Annotated in this window: 22 protein-coding genes; 14 read left to right on the top strand and 8 right to left on the bottom strand. The window is 38.1% G+C overall.

From position 1 onward, the window contains the following. Both H4J56_RS06040 and H4J56_RS06035 read right to left on the bottom strand, forming a co-directional pair. On the bottom strand, positions 1-966 hold the full coding sequence (locus H4J56_RS06040) for a KpsF/GutQ family sugar-phosphate isomerase (protein ID WP_182176371.1): 966 nt from the start codon (positions 964-966) through the stop codon (positions 1-3). Between the two features lie 43 nt (positions 967-1,009). Continuing rightward, the gene (locus H4J56_RS06035; RefSeq protein ID WP_182176370.1) at positions 1,010-1,993 is read right to left on the bottom strand and encodes a calcium/sodium antiporter; all 984 of its coding nucleotides are present in this window, start codon (positions 1,991-1,993) and stop codon (positions 1,010-1,012) included. 316 nt (positions 1,994-2,309) lie between these two features. Between H4J56_RS06035 and mlaF the strand changes: the two genes are divergently transcribed. From mlaF to H4J56_RS05985, 10 genes are all read left to right on the top strand, one after another. After that, complete coding sequence (gene mlaF, locus H4J56_RS06030; protein ID WP_182202505.1) at positions 2,310-3,116, top strand: phospholipid ABC transporter ATP-binding protein MlaF; 807 nt, start codon at positions 2,310-2,312, stop codon at positions 3,114-3,116. Then, the gene (gene mlaE / locus H4J56_RS06025) at positions 3,116-3,892 is read left to right on the top strand and encodes a lipid asymmetry maintenance ABC transporter permease subunit MlaE (protein ID WP_070374875.1); all 777 of its coding nucleotides are present in this window, start codon (positions 3,116-3,118) and stop codon (positions 3,890-3,892) included. Before mlaF ends, mlaE begins: the two co-directional genes overlap by 1 nt. 55 nt (positions 3,893-3,947) lie before the next feature. Continuing rightward, the gene (gene mlaD / locus H4J56_RS06020; protein ID WP_070374874.1) at positions 3,948-4,415 is read left to right on the top strand and encodes an outer membrane lipid asymmetry maintenance protein MlaD; all 468 of its coding nucleotides are present in this window, start codon (positions 3,948-3,950) and stop codon (positions 4,413-4,415) included. Between the two features lie 29 nt (positions 4,416-4,444). Beyond that, positions 4,445-5,077, top strand: coding sequence for a phospholipid-binding protein MlaC (gene mlaC / locus H4J56_RS06015; RefSeq protein WP_182259014.1), 633 nt, complete (start codon positions 4,445-4,447; stop codon positions 5,075-5,077). A 37-nt stretch (positions 5,078-5,114) separates the two neighbouring features. Further along, the gene (locus H4J56_RS06010; RefSeq protein ID WP_182176367.1) at positions 5,115-5,429 is read left to right on the top strand and encodes a lipid asymmetry maintenance protein MlaB; all 315 of its coding nucleotides are present in this window, start codon (positions 5,115-5,117) and stop codon (positions 5,427-5,429) included. A 12-nt stretch (positions 5,430-5,441) separates the two neighbouring features. Continuing rightward, on the top strand, positions 5,442-5,699 hold the full coding sequence (locus H4J56_RS06005; RefSeq protein ID WP_070374871.1) for a BolA family protein: 258 nt from the start codon (positions 5,442-5,444) through the stop codon (positions 5,697-5,699). 28 nt (positions 5,700-5,727) lie between these two features. Further along, entirely contained in the window at positions 5,728-6,990 is a 1,263-nt protein-coding gene (gene murA, locus H4J56_RS06000; protein ID WP_182243148.1) for a UDP-N-acetylglucosamine 1-carboxyvinyltransferase, read from the top strand. A gap of 277 nt (positions 6,991-7,267) precedes the next feature. After that, positions 7,268-7,717 (top strand): SMI1/KNR4 family protein, encoded by a 450-nt coding sequence (locus H4J56_RS05995; RefSeq protein WP_182221191.1) that lies wholly within the window; start codon positions 7,268-7,270, stop codon positions 7,715-7,717. Then, positions 7,707-8,309, top strand: a complete 603-nt coding sequence (locus H4J56_RS05990; RefSeq protein WP_182259013.1) for a flavin reductase family protein — start codon at positions 7,707-7,709, stop codon at positions 8,307-8,309. Before H4J56_RS05995 ends, H4J56_RS05990 begins: the two co-directional genes overlap by 11 nt. 147 nt (positions 8,310-8,456) lie before the next feature. Continuing rightward, positions 8,457-9,017 (top strand): TrmH family RNA methyltransferase, encoded by a 561-nt coding sequence (locus tag H4J56_RS05985; protein WP_182259012.1) that lies wholly within the window; start codon positions 8,457-8,459, stop codon positions 9,015-9,017. Between the two features lie 43 nt (positions 9,018-9,060). Here the strand turns inward: H4J56_RS05985 and H4J56_RS05980 are convergent, their stop codons facing one another. Both H4J56_RS05980 and H4J56_RS05975 read right to left on the bottom strand, forming a co-directional pair. After that, on the bottom strand, positions 9,061-10,149 hold the full coding sequence (locus H4J56_RS05980; protein ID WP_182221190.1) for an endonuclease/exonuclease/phosphatase family protein: 1,089 nt from the start codon (positions 10,147-10,149) through the stop codon (positions 9,061-9,063). 177 nt (positions 10,150-10,326) lie between these two features. After that, complete coding sequence (locus H4J56_RS05975; protein ID WP_070374865.1) at positions 10,327-10,518, bottom strand: DUF3185 family protein; 192 nt, start codon at positions 10,516-10,518, stop codon at positions 10,327-10,329. 440 nt (positions 10,519-10,958) lie between these two features. Here H4J56_RS05975 and H4J56_RS05970 point away from each other — a divergent pair, with 440 nt between their 5' ends. From H4J56_RS05970 to H4J56_RS05955, 4 genes are read left to right on the top strand one after another with little or no spacing between them, the layout of a single operon-like run. Beyond that, positions 10,959-11,921 carry a CsgG/HfaB family protein gene (locus tag H4J56_RS05970; protein WP_182259011.1) on the top strand — a complete coding sequence of 321 codons (963 nt, stop codon included), beginning with the start codon at positions 10,959-10,961 and terminating at the stop codon, positions 11,919-11,921. Between the two features lie 11 nt (positions 11,922-11,932). Continuing rightward, entirely contained in the window at positions 11,933-12,238 is a 306-nt protein-coding gene (locus H4J56_RS05965) for a hypothetical protein (protein ID WP_182259010.1), read from the top strand. 16 nt (positions 12,239-12,254) lie between these two features. After that, positions 12,255-12,611 (top strand): DUF4810 domain-containing protein, encoded by a 357-nt coding sequence (locus H4J56_RS05960; RefSeq protein ID WP_182176359.1) that lies wholly within the window; start codon positions 12,255-12,257, stop codon positions 12,609-12,611. A gap of 5 nt (positions 12,612-12,616) precedes the next feature. Continuing rightward, positions 12,617-13,315: a GNA1162 family protein gene (locus H4J56_RS05955; RefSeq protein WP_182244167.1), complete on the top strand. Its 699-nt coding sequence runs from the start codon at positions 12,617-12,619 to the stop codon at positions 13,313-13,315. Positions 13,316-13,439: 124 nt separating this feature from the next. Here the strand turns inward: H4J56_RS05955 and H4J56_RS05950 are convergent, their stop codons facing one another. The 4 genes from H4J56_RS05950 to H4J56_RS05935 form a co-directional block, all read right to left on the bottom strand. Then, positions 13,440-14,588, bottom strand: coding sequence for an ABC transporter permease (locus H4J56_RS05950; RefSeq protein WP_182218053.1), 1,149 nt, complete (start codon positions 14,586-14,588; stop codon positions 13,440-13,442). Further along, positions 14,585-15,553, bottom strand: a complete 969-nt coding sequence (locus H4J56_RS05945; RefSeq protein ID WP_182259009.1) for an ABC transporter ATP-binding protein — start codon at positions 15,551-15,553, stop codon at positions 14,585-14,587. The genes H4J56_RS05950 and H4J56_RS05945 overlap by 4 nt, the downstream gene beginning before the upstream one ends. Continuing rightward, positions 15,550-16,518, bottom strand: coding sequence for an HlyD family secretion protein (locus H4J56_RS05940; RefSeq protein WP_182221187.1), 969 nt, complete (start codon positions 16,516-16,518; stop codon positions 15,550-15,552). Before H4J56_RS05940 ends, H4J56_RS05945 begins: the two co-directional genes overlap by 4 nt. A 265-nt stretch (positions 16,519-16,783) precedes the next feature. Then, positions 16,784-17,644, bottom strand: a complete 861-nt coding sequence (locus H4J56_RS05935) for a sensor domain-containing diguanylate cyclase (RefSeq protein WP_182259008.1) — start codon at positions 17,642-17,644, stop codon at positions 16,784-16,786. Positions 17,645-17,938 lie beyond the last annotated feature (294 nt).

Here is a 17,938-nt window from a genome sequence, read left to right as displayed (position 1 = left end):
TTAGATAAGACCTGATTTTAGTAAGTCGTGCATATTCATTGCGCCAATAGGTATATTATTGTCATTAACAATAATTAAACCATTAATTTTTTTGTCTTCCATGATTTTTAAGCCTTCGGCGGCTAGCATATCTTGATGAGCCACAGTGGGATTTTTTGTCATCACTGATGCAATAGTATCGAGATGTATATCAATACGTTCATCAAGAATACGACGTAAATCTCCGTCAGTGAATAAGCCTTGTAATTGACCACTCTCGTCGACTACCGCCGTCATCCCCAAACCTTTTAATGATACTTCAACCAACGCATCCTTAATTTTAGCATTAGCATTTACAGTTGGTAAGCGCTCACCACTATGCATTATATCGCTAAGACGTAGTAATAGGCGTTTTCCTAAACTACCACCGGGATGAGAGAGTGCGAAGTCGTCAGCGGTAAAGCCGCGAGCATTTAATAAGGCAACAGCGAGTGCATCACCCATTACTAGGGTTGCTGTGGTACTTGATGTTGGCGCTAATCCTAGTGGACAAGCCTCTTGTGAAACAGCAACACAGACATGGGTATCGCCTAGTTTTGCTAAGGTTGAGGCTGGATTCCCCGTCATCGCAATAAGTTTAGCGCCAATACGTTTTATGACTGGCACTATTGCTAACACTTCACTGGTTTCGCCCGAGTGCGAAATAGTTAACACGACGTCATCACCGGTAATCATACCTAAATCACCGTGACTTGCTTCACCAGGGTGAACAAAAAAAGAAGGTGTGCCGGTGCTCGCCAGCGTTGCAGCAATCTTGCCACCGATATGGCCTGACTTGCCCATGCCAGCAATAATAACCCTACCTTTACAGTTAAACATTAACTGACAGGCATATTCAAAGTTCTCATCAATGTACTGGGCTAACTCTGCAATAGCCTGTTGTTCTATGTGAATAACGTCTAACGCTAGTTGTTTGAAATCGTTCATTATTAGCCCGTTTTTATTTTGTAAATTGCTATTATAGTGTTTGTTATTGCTTTATTTGACTAAAAAGTAGCGCTTGATAAGCGATAAAAGCGCCTATTAATAACAAACCTTTTAAGCGGCCAATGCAAAACTTTCCGGCACGACGAGTAAAACACAGTATAAATAATAATACGGTAACGCCAAGCATGTAAGGAGCGTCACGTGCTGCGGCATCTGAATCTACTTCGCCAGGTGCAATTAAGCCAGCGAGCGAGAGTACGGCCAAAATATTAAAGATATTAGAGCCAATAATACTCCCTAGCGCTAAATCATCTTCTTTCTTGATAATACTCATAATACTTGCAGCAAGTTCTGGCAAGCTTGTGCCAACGGCAATAACGGTCAAACCAATCACTAAGTCACTTATGCCAAATGCTTTAGCAATAAAAACGGATGAATCGACCAGGTAGCTAGCACTCATAGGTAAGAAAATAATACCAACGACTAGCCAAAGTAAAGATTTAGGTTTGCTAACCGCGTCTGGCACTTCTTGTTCAGCTTCAATGATCAATGGATCATCAATTGGCCGAGTTTTAGAGGCTCTTATGGTGATAAAAAGTAACGCAAATATATAAACAAAAAAGCCGATCATCAGTGATAAGCCTTCGTTAAAGCCAAAGTAATCGTCAGAAAGCATCCAATAGGCTAGGGCGGTAACAATTAAAATTAATGGAATTTCTCGTCTTACCGTTGATGAGGATACGTTTAAAGGTTGAAATAATGCCGTTATACCGAGTACCAAAGCAATGTTAGTAATGTTTGAACCGATTGCGTTACCGATAGCTGTATTATTGTTACCGTCTAAAGATGCTGTCGCTGCAATCATCATTTCTGGAGCAGATGAACCCATGGCAACAATAGTTAAACCAATAATCATCGGTGAGATACCAAAATTTCTTGCTAATGATGAGGCACCAAAAACAAATTTATCAGCACTCCATACCAGAGTAACAAGTGAAACAAGTAAAATTAGAATCTGTAATAACATTAAGGGCTCCTATATTAAGAGCGTAAATTGTCGCTGGTTGCGAAGCAAAAACAAAGAGAAATAATCAGATCTTGGTAAAAAAGTGCCCAAAAGGCGGTTTTTTTACATGCCATTGTTAAAAAATAGCCAAAGTAAAAATTTCATTAAAGCAAAAATATATCTTCTGAGAGTAAAATCTTACACTTTATTACGTTTTTACACGCTTTCTTACGATTTTTATTTACATTTTTAACGCAATTTTAATGACGTTTTTTGATTGCTCAGGTAAAATTCACCTGACTTTAATAATAACAACCAGTGACGTTATATAAATCTTATGCCTGAAAACTTGGTCGATATCCAGAACCTTACGTTTAAACGTGATGAACGAGTGATCTATGATGATATTAGTTTGTCGATCCCTAAAGGAAAAGTTACCGCGATAATGGGGCCAAGTGGTATTGGTAAAACCACCTTATTACGTTTAATTGGCGGTCAACTCAGACCCAATTCAGGTAAAATACTTTTTGACGGACAAAATATTCCAACATTATCACGCAGTGCACTTTATGAAGCGCGTAAACGTATGAGCATGTTGTTTCAAAGTGGCGCGTTATTTACCGATATGAGTGTTTACGACAATATTGCTTTTCCGATGCGCGAACACAGTACCTTGTCAGAATCGTTAATTGAAAAAATGGTATTAATGAAACTTGAGGTTGTTGGTTTACGCGGTGCACGAAATTTAGCACCTGGCGAACTTTCTGGTGGCATGGCACGAAGAGTTGCCCTTGCCCGCGCTATCGCCTTAGACCCTGAACTTATTTTGTATGATGAGCCTTTTGCGGGACAAGACCCTATTTCAATGGGTGTTATTGTTCGTTTAATAAAAGATTTAAATGAAGCATTAGGTTTAACCTCAGTTGTGGTCTCACATGACGTTACAGAAGTAATGAGTATTGCCGATTACATTTATATTATTGCTGAAAAGAAAATTATTGGTCATGGCACACCGTCAGAGATAAGTAAGCAAACATCACCACTGGTGCAACAATTTATTCAAGGTGAAGCTGATGGTCCCGTACCATTTCATTTTCCTAGCGCCCCTTATCAAGATGAATTAATGGGTAAGGAGCCTAAATAATGAATAGTTTACAAAGTTTAGGTCATAACATTATTGCCACGATTACGGGATTAGGGCGAGCAATAGTTTTATTACTTTCTGCATTGCTTCATGTGCCGAATGTACGTAAAGGCTTTCCTCTATTGGTGCAGCAGTTATATTCTGTTGGCGTACTTTCACTGATGATAGTGGTGGTATCCGGTTTATTTATAGGCATGGTTATCTCTTTACAAGGCTATACTATTTTAGTGGGTTATGGTGCTGAAGGCAGTTTAGGACCTATGGTCGCACTCTCTTTACTCCGTGAATTAGGCCCTGTGGTTGCGGCACTATTATTTGCAGGACGTGCAGGCTCGGCATTAACCGCCGAAATTGGTTTAATGAAAGCAACAGAACAATTATCAAGTTTAGAAATGATGGCAATTGATCCTTTACGTCGTGTGATTGCGCCAAGATTCTGGGCAGGGTTTATTAGTTTACCTTTGCTAGCCGCTATTTTTTCTGCCGTAGGGATATTAGGTGGTCATCTCGTCGGTGTTGAATGGTTGGGCGTAGACAGTGGTACATTCTGGTCAGTGATGCAGGCTCAAGTTGATTTTCAAAAAGATATTCTTAATGGGGTGATAAAATCGGTTGTTTTTGCTTTTGTTGTCACTTGGATAGCTGTTTATAAAGGTTACGATTGTGTACCAACATCAGAAGGTATTAGTCGAGCGACAACTTCAACAGTTGTACAATCATCATTATTGGTTTTAGGGTTAGATTTTGTATTAACAGCATTAATGTTTGCGAGTTAATGTTTGCTGTTAGTTAATTTTTATAATAATTTTTATTTTAGGTTTGGTGGAAGACATGGTGTCGAAAAAAATTGAGTTAATGGTAGGTTTATTTGCAGCAATAGGTATTGCTGCGTTGCTTATGCTTGCGCTGAAAGTTGCTGATAGCGGTATTTCCGGTAATAGTGAGACATATCAACTTTATGCTAAGTTTGATAACATTGGCGGTCTAAAAGTTCGTTCAGCGATAAAAGTGGGTGGTGTTGTTGTCGGTCGTGTTAGCCATATTACCATCGATGCAAAAGATTATACGCCGGTAGTCACTTTAGATATTTATACACAGTATATTAATTTTTCAGAAGCAACGTCGGTCTCTATTTTAACCGCAGGTTTGTTGGGTGAGCAATATGTTGGCTTACGACCTGGTTTTGTTGATGAATCGGTAGGCACGCTAGTTCCAGGTGACTTTATTGAAGATACTAAACCAGCATTAGTATTAGAAGAATTAATAGGACAATTTTTATTTAGTCAAGGAAGTGACTAGCAGGTTTACCAATGGAGAGTAGTAATATAATGAAAAAATTATTTACAGTAATAATCGCTTTAGCATTAATAGTGAGTATTAGTGCAACAGCAAAAGCGGTTGACAGTAAAAATCCGTACGCGATGATCGAAACGGTAGCGAAAGTAACGTTTAAACGTTTTTCTGACGAACAACCAGAGATTCGTAAGAACCCTGAAATATTGAAAGATATCGTTCGTGAAGAGTTGATGCCTTACATTAATTACCGATATGCAGCATTGAAAGTTATCGGTTTTAAAAACTTTGAACAAACAACTTCGCAAAGCAGAGCTGATTTCGTTGATGTTTTTAGAGAGTATTTAGTTACCTCATATGCACAAGTCTTTACCTTGTATAAGCAACAAGAAGTTGAATTTGAACCAGAAAGAGACTTTGATGACGCTAAGGTTGTTGCTGTTAGAACCTCGGTTTTAGACCCAGGTAGACCACCTATTGATATTTCATTTCGTGTTAGAAGAAATACCACAACCAATGAATGGAAAGCTTACGATATGGTCGCCGAAGGTGTTAGTTTGCTTGATAGTAAAGAAGCAGAGCTTAGCGGCTTAATACGTCAAAAAGGTTTGCCATACGTTACTGAAATGTTAAAAGAAAAAAGCGATCAAAAAATCGTTTTTAAGTAGCGTTAATAGGCTATTTCTGTGAAAATTAGGAATTGAAGTGAAGAAAATTAGTTTTATTGAAAAAGATTCCCGAGTTGTTTTTAGTGGTGAATTAACCTTATTAACTATTGATAATTCATTTGAAAAAAAATCAAAAGCTTTGATTAAATCAGGGGTGTTAATCTTTGATTTGTCAAATGTTTCAAAAGTCGATACGGCTTGTTTAGCTTGGCTACTTGCCATGCTAGAATTAAGTAATAAGACTGACTGCCAATTAACTTTTGATAATTTACCAAAAGATTTAATTAAATTAGCTCAGTTAAGTTGTGTTGATATGTTCTTACCAAAAACTGATAGTACGCTTAATCAGTAACCGGAGATAAATGTGGAAGTTTCAGATATAGAAAAATTACTTAATGATGCCCTTGAACTTGATGAGTTACATGTTGCATTTGATGGGTCACAATGCAAAGTGATTGCGGTTGCAGACTTTCTTGGTGAATTAAGCCGTGTAAAGAAGCAACAAGCAATATATGCACCTTTAGCAGAGACTATTAAAGCGGGTGCAATTCATGCGGTATCGATTAAAACTTTCACAACGTCAGTTTGGCAGCGTGAAAAAATGTTTAATCTTCCGCTTTAATTTTTCATAACCAAATAAGAATATTCTATTGGATGCATTTAAAATAACAGGTGGTACGGCCCTGAAGGGTGAAGTAACCATCTCGGGCGCAAAAAACGCCGCTTTACCGATATTAATGTCAGCACTTCTCTCTAAGACACCTATTACATTTAGTAACGTTCCTAAGTTAAATGATATTGAAACGACGATTAAATTGCTAAGTCAATTAGGTGCTAAAGCTCATTGGTCTGGTGACAATGAATTAGTTATTGATGCAAGTACCATAGATCATTGCCGTGCATCGTACGAGTTAGTTAAAACTATGCGCGCGTCTATATTAGTTTTAGGTCCGTTATTGGCGCGTTTTGGTCATGCTGAAGTTTCTTTGCCCGGCGGTTGTGCTATTGGCGCAAGACCAGTGAATTTACATATTCACGGTTTAAAGTTAATGGGCGCAGACATAGACGTTGAAAATGGTTATATCATCGCTCGCAATAATGGGCGTTTAAAAGGTGCGACCATTTTTATGGACACGGTAAGTGTTACCGGCACTGAAAACTTGATGATGGCTGCAGCATTAGCTGACGGTATTACCACGATCGAAAATGCTGCCCGCGAACCAGAAATTGTTGATTTAGCTAAGTGCTTAAACGCTATGGGCGCTAAAGTTTCTGGCGCAGGTACAGATACACTGAGCATAGAGGGTGTTGCCGAGTTATCAGGCACACAGTATCGTGTTATGCCAGATCGTATTGAAACAGGCACTTTTTTAGTGGCTGCTGCGGTTACTCAAGGCAAGGTTAAGTGTTTAAATACAGATCCTAAAGCTTTAGAAGCGGTTTTAAGTAAGTTACAAGAAGCTGGCGCAGAAATTACCTCCGGTGATGATTGGATCGAGCTAACGATGAATCAGCGACCCAAAGCGGTTAATATTCGCACTGCTCCTCATCCTGCTTTTCCTACGGATATGCAAGCACAGTTCGTGACAATGAACGTAATTGCAAAAGGTATGGCAACGACAACAGAAACTATTTTTGAAAATCGTTTTATGCATGTTCCTGAACTACAACGCATGGGAGCTGATATTAGTCTCGAAGGCAATACCGCTATTTCTTGTGGTGTTGAATCACTAAACGGTGCGCAAGTAATGGCAACAGACTTACGTGCATCAGCAAGTTTAGTGATTGCTGGCTTAGTGGCGACCTCAGAAACACAAGTTGACCGTATTTATCATATTGACCGCGGTTACCAAAATATTGAAGATAAACTACAAGCACTTGGTGCGAATATTACGCGCATTAAAGCGAGTTAGTCTGAAATTAAGATAAAAGATACGATTGATTAAAGCACCTTTTTAGGTGCTTTTTTTATCGCTCAATATAATGAATGGCTTAGCTGCATATTATCAGTGTTGTTATTTTGCTGAAATAACCAGATAGGTAAACTCGTTACGCTATTAATTAGCAATACCCTATTCTCTTAAACTGCTAGAATGCGACGTTATAGGTAAGCTTGAACAAAGCACGATAAATTGGCAAGTTATAAAGTGTTCAATACAAATAACACAGTAACAGAATGAGAGTATCCAGATGAATAGCATTGATCTTTTTGTAAAAAATTGGGGCAGTAAAAGCGCCATGGTACCGATAGCCAGTGAGGATATAACCGAGCTAGAATTAAAATTATCTGCTTACATGCCTGATGCATATAAATATTTGATTTCGACTTACGGTTTGGTACACACGCCAAATGTATTAACTAAAATCTGTGATTTAGGTGTCGATATTACCGAAGTACAAGATTTTTTAAGCCTTGATGATGTTTTTTCCCTCTCAAAGTTATATGAAATGACCGGTATGCCAAAAGGCCATATCTTGTTTGCATCTGATTGTAAGGGCAGTATGTTTTGCTTCAAACTTAGTGATTGTGCACACAGACAAGCAGACAGTGCAGTATGGTTCTATGATCACACGGCGGTAACGGTTAATCAGGTCGCTAATTCTTTTACAGAATGGCTGGAGGCATTTAATGAACTTTGATATTACAGAACTTGGCGTTCAGGAAAAATATCGCCTACTCAATGGTGGTGTTACACCAAGACCAATCGCTTGGATCAGTACACGTTCTAAATACGGTGTTGACAATCTTGCTCCTTACTCTTTTTTTACAGTGGCCAGTTGTAATCCTCCGGTACTTCTCTATACGCAGGTAACGCAGCGCAGTGGTCTTGATAAAGACACCTTACAAAACTTAAGAGAAACGGGTGAATGTGTTATCAATATTGTTAATAGCTCATTATTGGCTCAAATGAACAAAACAAGTGCCAGTATTAGTCTCGATGAAAGTGAGTTTGACTTTGCCGGGGTTGATAAAATAGGTAGCTGTAGCGTGGCACCATTTTCGGTTAAAGCGTCGCCAATTCGTTATGAATGCACATTAAGAGAACTTATTACTCTCGGTGATTTACCTGCTGGAGGAACGCTTGTGCTTTTAGATGTAAAGTCTATTTATGTTCGTGATGACCTATACAACGAAGCAGGCATAAACCAAGTGTTAATTGATTCTGTTGGTAAAATGGGCGGAGATGGTTATAGTCTCACTTCAGAATATCTAGCCCTTGATCGCCCATAAATTTATAATAAAAGTTTGTTTAAATGGTTAACCGTGACGAACTAAAAATATCAAATATCAAATATCAAATATCAAATATCGACCTCATCGATTAGTCAGAATACTAATAGAATGACAGTCGTTTAGTATCTAATAAGAGCCGTTATTATGCATTCAAAAATACAATTAAGTAAAGAAGACCTCAGACAAGATAAACCGACCCGCGATGAATATGTAAAGCAGGCAAAAATCCCTTTAGTATTGGTTTTAGATCATGTCACTAATAGCTACAACATTGGTGCATTTATTCGTTTAGCGGATGCTTTTGCTATTCAAAAAATTATTATTTGTGGCGAACTCACAATTTCAGATAAAAAATTGAAAAAGGCCTCTAGAAATGAAGCGAAATGGGTCGATATTGAATACAGTGATAGCACAACGGCAAGCTTACAATCATTAATAGACGACGGTTATACTGTTTTTGGCGTAGAACTCTGCCAGCAGTCGGTTGACTATAAAGAGATGGCATATCCCACTGCTTGTGCATTAGTGTTAGGTAATGAACGCAAGGGTGTAAGTGAAGCGGCATTAAAACTAAGCCATCATCAAATACATATTTCTATGTTTGGTATGGGTAATTCTCTAAATGTATCAACGGCTGGTGCTATCGTCTTAGCTGAGTGCGCTGATCAAATCCGCAAAATATCAGCAAATATAGCTACGAATTAACCCGTTATAAAACGTTAGCCATTAACGCAGAACGTTTATTGGCTTAACTTGTTTCACCGGGCTTTGGTACATCACCTTTACTAACATTTTGTTGTTCAGATATTTCTTGTGCCCACTTATGCTCGGCCGTGTCTGCTTTTATACCTGCTTGATTATTACAACGCAGTGCAGTAAACGATAGTTGGGTTAACAGCGGAAAATGGTCTGAACCAATTGACGGTAAACGCTTAATTTTTTGCAGTGTAAAATGTTTGCTGTGAAACAAATGATCTAAAGGCCATCGAACCAATGGGTAGTCGACATGAAAAGTGCTAAATACTCCTCGTCCAACGCGAGGATCGAGTAAACCACTAATTTTACGAAACAGTCGTGTGGTAGCAGACCAAGCAACATCATTAAGATCGCCTGTCACAATAACGGGTTGCTCACTGTCAGCAACACTTCGAGCAACAATCATCAGCTCAGCATCACGCTCTGCAGATTCATCATTCTCTGTTGGGCTTGGTGGCGCAGGATGAAGAAAATGCACTCGCACTTTATCGCCGCTACGCAACTCTATTGTGGTGTGTATTGACGGAACATCTTTTTCAACCAAATAACAGATTTCTTGTTCGGCGATAGGTAATCGTGAGAATACATGCATGCCATAGAGATTATCAAGTGGGCATTTAACGCTATAAGGCATGTCAGTTTCTAGGACGTTAAGCTGTTCTTCCCACCATAGGTCTGATTCTAGTGTGACTAGCACATCGGGCTGATGTTTTTTAATCAGTGCTATCAGTGCATCGGCATTACGATTGGGTGTCAGAACATTTGAAGTAATAATGCTAAGTTGTTTATCAGCATCACATTCAGTAGAGGTTTTAACCTCTTTGGGATAAATAAAAGTATAGGGTATTATCCAAGATAACTGCCATATCAAACACAGCGTTGTACTAATAATCAGTGCCTGCGTACTTACTCTTTGCGGATCAAGAAAAATAAAATGGGCGAGTAACAAAATCGTTGCAAGTATAGTGAACTGTAAGCGAGGAAAATCCATACCTCTAACAATCCAATGGGGATGTCGAGACAAGGGCAAAAGGGTTGTTAGCACAGTAAACAGGGTGAAAAATATGAGTATGGTTAACATTGAAAGCCTAATCTTGTTCGCTTAATCTTAATGTCTTGCGACTGTCGATATTTTCGTGATTGATTTTACTGATGCTTATAATAGTTGAAAATATAATGGGCTATTTATTGAAATAAATAGCCCTAAGCCTAGTTTACAAGTAAACACTTATAGGTGTTTACTTGTAAAAATCAACGCTTACTTTACTCTTGTGATACCGATAACAACAGCAATAACACCACCGATCATTCCTGCCCAAGCTTCAACAGGCGTATCACCGCTTAACGTACGAGTAAGTTGAGCGCTAGCTGAGTCATAAATGTTATAACCCCAAATCGCGACAGCAACACCAATAATGATAAGGGTAATACCAATAATTTTATTATTCATTTCTACTCCAAATATTTATAAGACGATAGTCTAATCGCGTTAATACTAACGAAAGCATATAACGCTATGTTAACAGTTTATCTACCACTTTCACCAATCAAAATATAATTCGACAATTTAATCACGCTGTAAAACGCTAATAAACTTAACATTAGCTTAAGTTATAGGCCTACAGATGAAAATTTATCATCGAAATTCCCACTTTAAATATGACTTATAATTCATTTTTACTACTTATATTGTAGTTTAGCCGAGCTGACTTACCTTATAAATGTAAGACATAACTTACATAATTAAGTGTGTATAGACTACATTTAGCCTTTTTTATACCTGTATAATATTACTCTTAAAATTTTTAACTATTTGTAGTTAATACAATTTTATCAAGAATTTAACGATACATAGAAGTATCGATATTATAAAAAAAGGAACGTACCACCATGAAAAAATTGTTAATTGTATCATCTTTGCTACTTGCATCAGGTTGTGCAACGGTAAAAGATTCAACCGTCACGGAGACGAAACAAAAAAAGGCGGCTGTTAGCCAAACATTGCAAGCGGATGTTGTCAGTAAAAAATACCTTAAGCGCAAAGTTGCGATAGGACGTTTTACTAATGAAACTAAATACGGACAAAGCTTCTTTATTGATAAAAATAATGATCGTATTGGTAAGCAAGCTATGGATATATTATCGGCTAAGTTGTTTGAAACCGATCGATTTATAATGCTTGAACGTGCAGATCTAGCGCAAGTTGAAAAGGAGCTTTCTATTGGCGGTGAGACGAGTCTCAAAAATGCGGCTGACTTTTTAATTGTTGGTTCTATTTCAGAGTTTGGCCGAAAAAACACCAGTGAAGTAGGAATTTTTTCAAGAGTTAAAAAACAAGAAGCCAATGCAACGGTAAACATTCGATTAATAGATGTATCAACAGGCCAGATAATCTATTCTGAGTCTGGTAAAGGGATCGCATTCTCTGAAGCGGGCAGTGTCATGGGCGTTGGTGATAAAGCAGGCTATGACAGTTCGCTTAATGATAAAGTGCTTAATGCGGCTATTACCGACTTAGCCTCAAATGTTATTGAAAACATGCTTGATAAACCTTGGAAATCTTACATTCTCTCTTCAGATGAAGGTAACCTAATTATCTCTGGCGGTAAATCTCAAAATATTTCTGAAAATTCTAAATTTACTGTTTATAAATCAGGTAACAAAGTTAAAAACCCACAAACTGGAATGTTTATTACCTTACCTGGAAAACCTATAGGTAACATTGTTGTGCTGACTTCTCTGGGTGACACCCCAGAAAGTGAGATATCAATTGCTTCAATTTCAACAGGTGATTTTAGTCAATACATTGCATCGGGTGACTTCTCTTCGTTATACATTCAAGAAAGTAAATAAAGGATTATAAAATGAAATTATTAAAAATATCATTGTGTGTGTTTATTGCCATGTACTTAAGTGCTTGTGGTTATAGCGAGGGAGTTCGAACTGCTGAGCCCGTATCATATGTTTACTTCACTGGAAATGCCGAAGGGGCAGAAGTGACAGTAGGTAAAGGAGAGGCTTTCGTTGTTGATAAATTAGGTGCACGTAAGATTTATAAGGTTGCTTCGGGTAAACAGCAAGTAACCATCACCAAGAATGGTGTAATAGTAGTTAACAGGATTGTACTGTTAGGTGACGGCCAGTCAAAAGAATTTAATGTACCTAAATAACAGCTAAGGACTCACAATGAAAACTAAAATTTTAATGATGGCTTGTGCGGTACTGCTAGCAACTGGTTGTGCAAGTGGCCCTAAGCCTATGTATGACTATGGTGAATATTCAGAGTCATTTTATGCAATGAAAAGGGATGCGGGTGAAATTTCTGAAGGCGAATGGAAGTTTGCGTTAGAAGATGTTATTCAACGTTCTGGTAACCAAGGCTTACGTGTTCCGCCTGGCGTATACGCCAATTTAGGTTATTTGCACTTAAAGTTAAATGATACCACAAAGGCAATTTCCTATTTTGAGTTGGAAAAAAGTGTTTATCCAGAATCAGTTATCTTTATGAATAATTTGATCAGTAAAGTTAAGGTACAGGGATAGTGATTATGTTTAATAAGGCTAGAACGTTGTTGGTTACTCTCGTTGTTGTTTTTGTTTCAGGCTGTGTCAGTAACAACCTCGTCACTAAACTAGACGAATTCCCAGAGATGTATAATGAAAAACCACGTTCATTATTAATAATGCCACCGATTAATTTAAGTACGGCAGCAGATGCGAAAGATTATTATGCGACTACGGTAGAAATGCCTATCGCGTTTCAGGGATATTATACTTTTCCATACGAGCTAACGTCAGAAATATTGAAACAAGAAGGTATTTATGATGCTGAACTTGTTTACGACATGCCACTAAATAAATTTCATGAGTACTTCGGTGCGGATGCGGTGTTATTTACCAAAATACTTAAGTGGGACACTAGCTATTTGGTTATTGCTTCAAGCTTAACCGTATCAATTGAAGCAGAAATAAAATCAACAAAAACATCTTCGACGTTATGGAAATATACCGGCACGGTTGTTGTTGATCTTAGTGGTGGAAATAATGGTGGTGGTTTAGCTGGGTTGATTGTTGGCGCAATAGCGACAGCGGTAAACACAGCAGCAGCTGATTACACCCGTTATGCAAGACAGGCTAATAGCCGGTTTGTTGGTACAGTACCGGTAGGGCCTTACCATCCTCTCTACCTTAAAGACCAGAAAGTTCAAATTCTGCAGCAAGCCTCAGAAAATAATAGTGCTAATTAACTCACTATAAATAATGCAGGATATTGTGTGATAATAAAATATAAAAGTGGCTTAGTTTCGCGCCACTTTTATATTATTTTTTCACTCAAATATCTCAGCTTGTTCAATGAAACCATCAGGTAAGCTAGTCGAGTGTTTTCTTAAAACGCAGTGCTGAAACAAGTAAACCAAAACAGGTAAAAGCAATTAACCATAGCATATCAAAACTCATCTCAATAACGGCAACATCACGTAATACTACACCTCTTATTAAGCGAATAAAGTGTGTCGCTGGCAGTGCTTCAGCAATATATTGTGCGGGCAGTGGCATACCTTCATAAGGGAACATAAAACCAGATAATAATATAGATGGCAGTAAAATAAATATTGTCATTTGCATTGATTGTAATTGGTTCTTAGCAATTGTCGATATAACTAAACCCAGTACTAAGCTGGCGCAAATAAACAGTAAAGTCGCAAGTGCTAGTTGGGCAAAACCGCCATTAAAGGGGACGTCAAATAGCCAATAACCTAAACCAAGAATAATACAGACTTGAATCGCACCAATAAAAATATAGGGAAATATTTTACCAATCATCAGCTCAAGTGAGCTAAGTGGTGTCGTAATTAACATTTCCATATTACCGCGCTCTTGCTCGCGAACAATGGCGGCCGAGGTAAACATTATCATTGTCATTGTTAATATCACGGCAACAAGTCCAGGCACTATATTAACCACACTTCGTTGCTCTGGATTATAAAGTAAGGTCACTTCAAACGTTGCGGTATTTCGGTTGGCGGGCTTATCTAATAACTCTGTAAGTGGCATATTACGTAAACTTTTAATACTACCTGCTATAACAGTATCAGAGCCATCAACTAACCACTGTGCTATTGGCCTGCTCGTTTCTTGTTTACTCGAGGGTGGCAAACCAAAACCTACACTTGGGTGTCGAACTAAACGCTGGCTAACGTCTTGTGGGATAATTAATACTGCACGCACTTCACTGCTATCGATGGCGGCTTGTGCTTCCTTTACCGAGTAATAACTGTGAGTAAATTTAACAATGCCGGTTGCTGCAACGGTTTGCTGTAATACTCTACTCAAAGATGTCTGACTATGATCTACAACACCAACTGGGATATCTCGCACATTAGTGTTGATGGCAAAGGCAAATAGCAGTAATTGTACTAGGGGGATCATTATGACCATGCCAAAGGTCATTCTATCGCGTCTAAGTTGCAGTAGTTCTTTTATAACAATGGCTTGAATTCTTAATAGTGATATTTTCATGACTGTGTCACCCCTTGGCCGGTGCAACTAACAAAGACATCTTCAAGACTGGGTCTAACAATAACAAGTTTAGCTGTATCATTTAAGCAGGGCTGGCGCTGTAATAATGCGATAGGGTTACTTTCTTCTTTATTCACTAATACACGTAAGTGGGTACCGAGCTGGGCGGCAGAAATCACTTGTGGCAATTTGATTAAGTGCTCTTTTATTTGACGTATATTGCTTGCGCCTACCTCAACCACTTGAGCAGCCATATTATTCATTAAGTTTTGTGGGCTATCATCCGCTCTTTTTATACCATTTTCTAAGATGGCCAGCTTATGACAACGCTCCGCTTCATCCATGTAATGCGTTGAGACTAATATTGTGGTGCCTTGATCGCAAAGATCAAATAATTGTTCCCAAAACTCTCGTCGGTTTTGCGGATCAACCGCCGAAGTGGGCTCATCTAAAAAGAGTAACTTAGGTTTATGTATCACTGCGGCGGCAAGCGCTAGCCTTTGTTTTTGACCACCACTCATACTGCCAGCAAGTTGATGGCTTTGCTGTGTTAATTGATGAGTACTTAATAACTCACTCAGTCGTGATTTTTGTTGATTAGCCGTTAGACCATAAATTCGACTGATAAATTGCAAGTTCTCTTTAACGGTAAGATCCTCATAGAGAGAGAACTTTTGTGTCATATAGCCAATTTTCATTCGCAGTTTATTGGCCTCTTGCGGTAAATGACAACCCAAAACGTTAACCTGACCACTCGTTGGAATTAATAAACCGGTCAGCAATCGAATTGCCGTGGTTTTACCTGAGCCATTGGGACCTAAAAATCCGTAAATAGTTTGCTTCTCTACAGATAAATCTAGCGCAGATATTGCTGTTAATTCGCCAAATTTTCGAGTGAGCTTTTGTGCGCTTATCGCAAAAGAGCTATTAAGATTTTTTTCTTGGCTATCGTTTAAGTGCTTCATGGCATTATAACTTGCGCTGGCACACCCATTGGCAGCTCTGCAGCACTATCAGGTAATTGTATTTCAGCCAAATACATAAGGTTTGCACGCTCTTCTTGGTTTAATGCAAAGTAAGGGGTAAAAGCAGGTTCAGAAGATATCCAGCGCACAGTACCAATAATCGTATCTGTTAAACCATCAACTTGTACGGTTAATTTATCAGCGACTTTAATTTTTACTCGGTAGGGCTCTGGCACATAGACACGTGCAAAAGGAGCACGTCCCGCTAATACAATTGCTACGGGGCTTCCGAGTGTGACACGTTCACCGAGGTTCCATGGAAGATTGTCTAATAGACCATCACGTTTTGCGGTAATGGTTAAATCGTTGAGTTTTTTATTTTCACTGTCGAGTACCGCAACCGCGGTTGCTAAAATAGCTTCAGCTATTTGTAAGTCCTCGATACGAGCACCATTAATTAGTTGTAATAGTTTTTCTTGAGCGCTGTGTAATTTAGCTCTATTTTCATCGCGTAATGCAAGGGAGTTTTCGAGCGTTACCTGACTAGATAATGCTTGCTTTATCAGTATTTGAGTGCGTTTATAGTCTGCCTCACTTTTGATCAGTGCGGCTTTCGCGCCCTCGACTTCTGCAGATGCCGCGGCAACTTCTTCTTTACGCGCACCATTATGTACTTTTTCTAAGTTAGCTTTTGCTTGTTGCATCTGAGCTTGAGCTTTAGCAACGAAGGCTTTTTGAAGGGTGTCGTCTAGCCTAACCAATATTGTACCTTCAGTAACTTGACTACCTGCACTAACAGGTAATGCCGTGATAACTTCACTCACTGTTGCTGTGTGCGCTATGCGTTCTCTTTCTAACGTACCTAAGGCAATACCTGGTTTTTTGTTATCACAACCGCTAAGTGTTGCTAAGGTTATAAATAATGTGAATAGACAAGAACAAGTAGCGAAAGCTTTAGTAGACATAATAATTTATCTCATTGAAATATAAACTAGTTTTTAGTCTATTCTCAATCAGTTAAAAGTCAATTTATTCTCTAGTATAAGCTAGCTGTTAACTAGGCTGAGGCTGAACATCAAGGTTAACTAGTAGGTCAATAAGAGGGGAGGTAATAGCAGTATTCGTTAAAATAACCTTTAGCAATCAAATTAATGGCTAATAGCGTGCTTATTTAAGATCAAAAAATCAAAGATAGCATCAAAAATATCTAAACTCATTTATCAGCTGAGGTCATTTTTTATGTTTGTTGTTATACATCGCTTTATCTGCTGTTGCGATTAAGCTATCGGTGGTAATACCATCATCAGGATAAATTGAAACACCAATACTACAACTCACGGTTAACTTTTCATCGTTAATCTTAAAGGGTCTGCTAATCGTATCCATAATAGTTTTAATCACAGAGTCTACATTAGACTTATCAATCATATTCTCAAGTAAAATAACAAATTCGTCACCTCCAATTCTTGCAACGGTATCTGAATTACGAATTGACTGCTTAAGACGTAAAGATACTTCTATTAGCACTTGATCACCAAACGCATGACCCTTGGTATCATTAATTATTTTAAATTTATCTAAATCAATAAAAAGCAACGCAAAAGTTCTCATATCACGTTCAGACTGATCAATTAGGTGATCAATTCGGTCAAACACTAGGTATCGATTTGGAATTTCTGTCAGTTGATCATAATGAGCTAGGTGCTCAAGACGTTTAGTCTCTTTTACCCGGTCTGATATATCTCGATTTACACCTAATGCACCGACGAGCTGATGATTAGCATCAAAAAGTGGCACACACATAGATTCAATCCAGCCAATATGACCATCTTTATGGAGCATTCTAACTTCACCGGTCCATTTTCCGTATTTCTCTACTGCGCTAATAACTTCTGAAGTAATATGTTCGGTGTCTTCGGGGAGGTGTAAAATATCAACAGGCTGACCAATGATCTCTTTTTTGGAATAGCCGTATAAATTTTCAGAGCCTTTATTCCAGTCAGTAATAATGCCTTGTAGGTCAGTGATCACCAATGAATCAAAGAGGTAATCAAATGCTTTATTAATTTGTTTAAATCTATCTAGATCCATAACTTTTTATAACTGCCGTTTTTATATACGATTCCCTAAAAATAATAATATATTACGAATGAGCTTTAGTCATGTTAGTTTGATAAAATTTATTCATTTTTCTTAGCTTAAATATCCAACAGCTACATTGAATGAGAAGGTGATCACTTCCTAATATACATTATGACTAAAACGCGTAACTGACAATAATCCTGAAACGTTATAAGCGATAAGATGATTTTTATCCGGTTTTTAGAATGGATGAAATATCTCATTAAATGTCGAAAAATTAATATCTAGATAACACTTTAAGGC

The sequence above is a fragment of the Colwellia sp. BRX8-4 genome (genome assembly GCF_014077345.1).
Taxonomy (GTDB): Bacteria; Pseudomonadota; Gammaproteobacteria; order Enterobacterales; family Alteromonadaceae; genus Colwellia_A.
Note: the sequence above shows the minus strand (reverse complement) of the source record. Positions and strands in the feature narration are given on the sequence as shown.

What these genes read in the sequence shown, in the direction of transcription:
- H4J56_RS06040 (WP_182176371.1), bottom strand. Translation starts at nt 966, where the DNA reads ATGAACGATTTCAAACAACTAGCGTTAGACGTTATTCACATAGAACAA.
- H4J56_RS06035 (WP_182176370.1), bottom strand. Translation starts at nt 1,993, where the DNA reads ATGTTATTACAGATTCTAATTTTACTTGTTTCACTTGTTACTCTGGTA.
- mlaF (WP_182202505.1), top strand. Translation starts at nt 2,310, where the DNA reads ATGCCTGAAAACTTGGTCGATATCCAGAACCTTACGTTTAAACGTGAT.
- mlaE (WP_070374875.1), top strand. Translation starts at nt 3,116, where the DNA reads ATGAATAGTTTACAAAGTTTAGGTCATAACATTATTGCCACGATTACG.
- mlaD (WP_070374874.1), top strand. Translation starts at nt 3,948, where the DNA reads ATGGTGTCGAAAAAAATTGAGTTAATGGTAGGTTTATTTGCAGCAATA.
- mlaC (WP_182259014.1), top strand. Translation starts at nt 4,445, where the DNA reads ATGAAAAAATTATTTACAGTAATAATCGCTTTAGCATTAATAGTGAGT.
- H4J56_RS05995 (WP_182221191.1), top strand. Translation starts at nt 7,268, where the DNA reads ATGAATAGCATTGATCTTTTTGTAAAAAATTGGGGCAGTAAAAGCGCC.
- H4J56_RS05990 (WP_182259013.1), top strand. Translation starts at nt 7,707, where the DNA reads ATGAACTTTGATATTACAGAACTTGGCGTTCAGGAAAAATATCGCCTA.
- H4J56_RS05985 (WP_182259012.1), top strand. Translation starts at nt 8,457, where the DNA reads ATGCATTCAAAAATACAATTAAGTAAAGAAGACCTCAGACAAGATAAA.
- H4J56_RS05980 (WP_182221190.1), bottom strand. Translation starts at nt 10,149, where the DNA reads ATGTTAACCATACTCATATTTTTCACCCTGTTTACTGTGCTAACAACC.
- H4J56_RS05975 (WP_070374865.1), bottom strand. Translation starts at nt 10,518, where the DNA reads ATGAATAATAAAATTATTGGTATTACCCTTATCATTATTGGTGTTGCT.
- H4J56_RS05970 (WP_182259011.1), top strand. Translation starts at nt 10,959, where the DNA reads ATGAAAAAATTGTTAATTGTATCATCTTTGCTACTTGCATCAGGTTGT.
- H4J56_RS05965 (WP_182259010.1), top strand. Translation starts at nt 11,933, where the DNA reads ATGAAATTATTAAAAATATCATTGTGTGTGTTTATTGCCATGTACTTA.
- H4J56_RS05960 (WP_182176359.1), top strand. Translation starts at nt 12,255, where the DNA reads ATGAAAACTAAAATTTTAATGATGGCTTGTGCGGTACTGCTAGCAACT.
- H4J56_RS05955 (WP_182244167.1), top strand. Translation starts at nt 12,617, where the DNA reads ATGTTTAATAAGGCTAGAACGTTGTTGGTTACTCTCGTTGTTGTTTTT.
- H4J56_RS05950 (WP_182218053.1), bottom strand. Translation starts at nt 14,588, where the DNA reads ATGAAAATATCACTATTAAGAATTCAAGCCATTGTTATAAAAGAACTA.
- H4J56_RS05945 (WP_182259009.1), bottom strand. Translation starts at nt 15,553, where the DNA reads ATGAAGCACTTAAACGATAGCCAAGAAAAAAATCTTAATAGCTCTTTT.
- H4J56_RS05940 (WP_182221187.1), bottom strand. Translation starts at nt 16,518, where the DNA reads ATGTCTACTAAAGCTTTCGCTACTTGTTCTTGTCTATTCACATTATTT.
- H4J56_RS05935 (WP_182259008.1), bottom strand. Translation starts at nt 17,644, where the DNA reads ATGGATCTAGATAGATTTAAACAAATTAATAAAGCATTTGATTACCTC.